This is a genomic window from Phytoactinopolyspora endophytica, from assembly GCF_004138495.1.
Taxonomy (GTDB): Bacteria; Actinomycetota; Actinomycetes; order Jiangellales; family Jiangellaceae; genus Phytoactinopolyspora; species Phytoactinopolyspora endophytica.
The window spans coordinates 326,630-327,435 of the sequence record NZ_ML142856.1 but is presented as its reverse complement, the minus strand read 5'-3'; the positions used below and the strand labels follow the sequence as shown (position 1 = coordinate 327,435).

Sequence of the window (806 nt, the reverse complement as noted above, 5' to 3'; positions counted from 1 at the left end):
GAGCAGCGGATCCTGTTCGCCGGCGACTTGGTGGAGGCGCAGGCCGCTCTGTACACAGGTGACGCCTTCCACGCCGACTGGTCGACGAGCACGCTGGACCGGGTGAAGGCGTTCGAAGCGGAGTCGCTGGTCGGCGGGCGGGGTGCGGTGCCACGGGGTCGGGCTGCGGTGGACGCGGCGATCGAACAGACCCGCGAATTCCTGCGGGTCATGCTAGAGAAGGTCGGTTCGGTGCACGCCCGTGGCGGGACGCTTAAGGAGGCGTTCCAGGCCACTCATGCGGCGCTGGCGCCGCAGTACGGGACATGGCCGATCTTCGAGCACTGTCTGCCGTTCGATGTGTCCCGGTTGTGGGACGAGTTGGACGGCATCGACTGGCCGCGGGTGTGGACCGCGCAGCGCGACCGTGAGGTCTGGAAACAGTTGCAGGGTGAGTGAGATGGGTGTGGTTCCTCGCTACGGCGGCCCGCCTGTGGTGGTGGTCGGCAACGGCCCGGTGGGACAGACCGCGGCTCTGCTGTTGGCCCGCTGGGGCCTTCCGGTGCTGCTGCTCGACGCCCGCCCGGAACGCGACGCAGTCGGGTCGAAGGCGATCTGCCAGCAACGGGACGTGCTGGACGTGTGGGCAGCCGTCGGCGCCGAACGGATCGCGCAGGAGGGCCTGACCTGGACGACCGCGCGCACGTTCTACCGCGAGCATGAACTGTTCTCCTGGTCGTTTGCCGACCGGGGCCGCTCACCGCTGCCGCCCTTCGTGAACATCTCGCAGGCGCGCACCGAGCAGATCCTGGACGAGCGGATCGCGG

The 806-nt window shown here is 69.0% G+C and carries 1 protein-coding gene and 1 pseudogene; both read left to right on the top strand.

Annotation, left to right across the window (positions count from 1 at the left end; translation table 11 throughout):
* Window positions 1-438 (top strand): annotated as a pseudogene (locus tag ELR45_RS38260) (MBL fold metallo-hydrolase); the annotation flags it as partial.
* A 1-nt stretch (window position 439) separates the two neighbouring features.
* A partial coding sequence (locus tag ELR45_RS38255; protein WP_205856797.1) for an FAD-dependent monooxygenase occupies window positions 440-806 on the top strand: 367 nt, incomplete at its 3' end.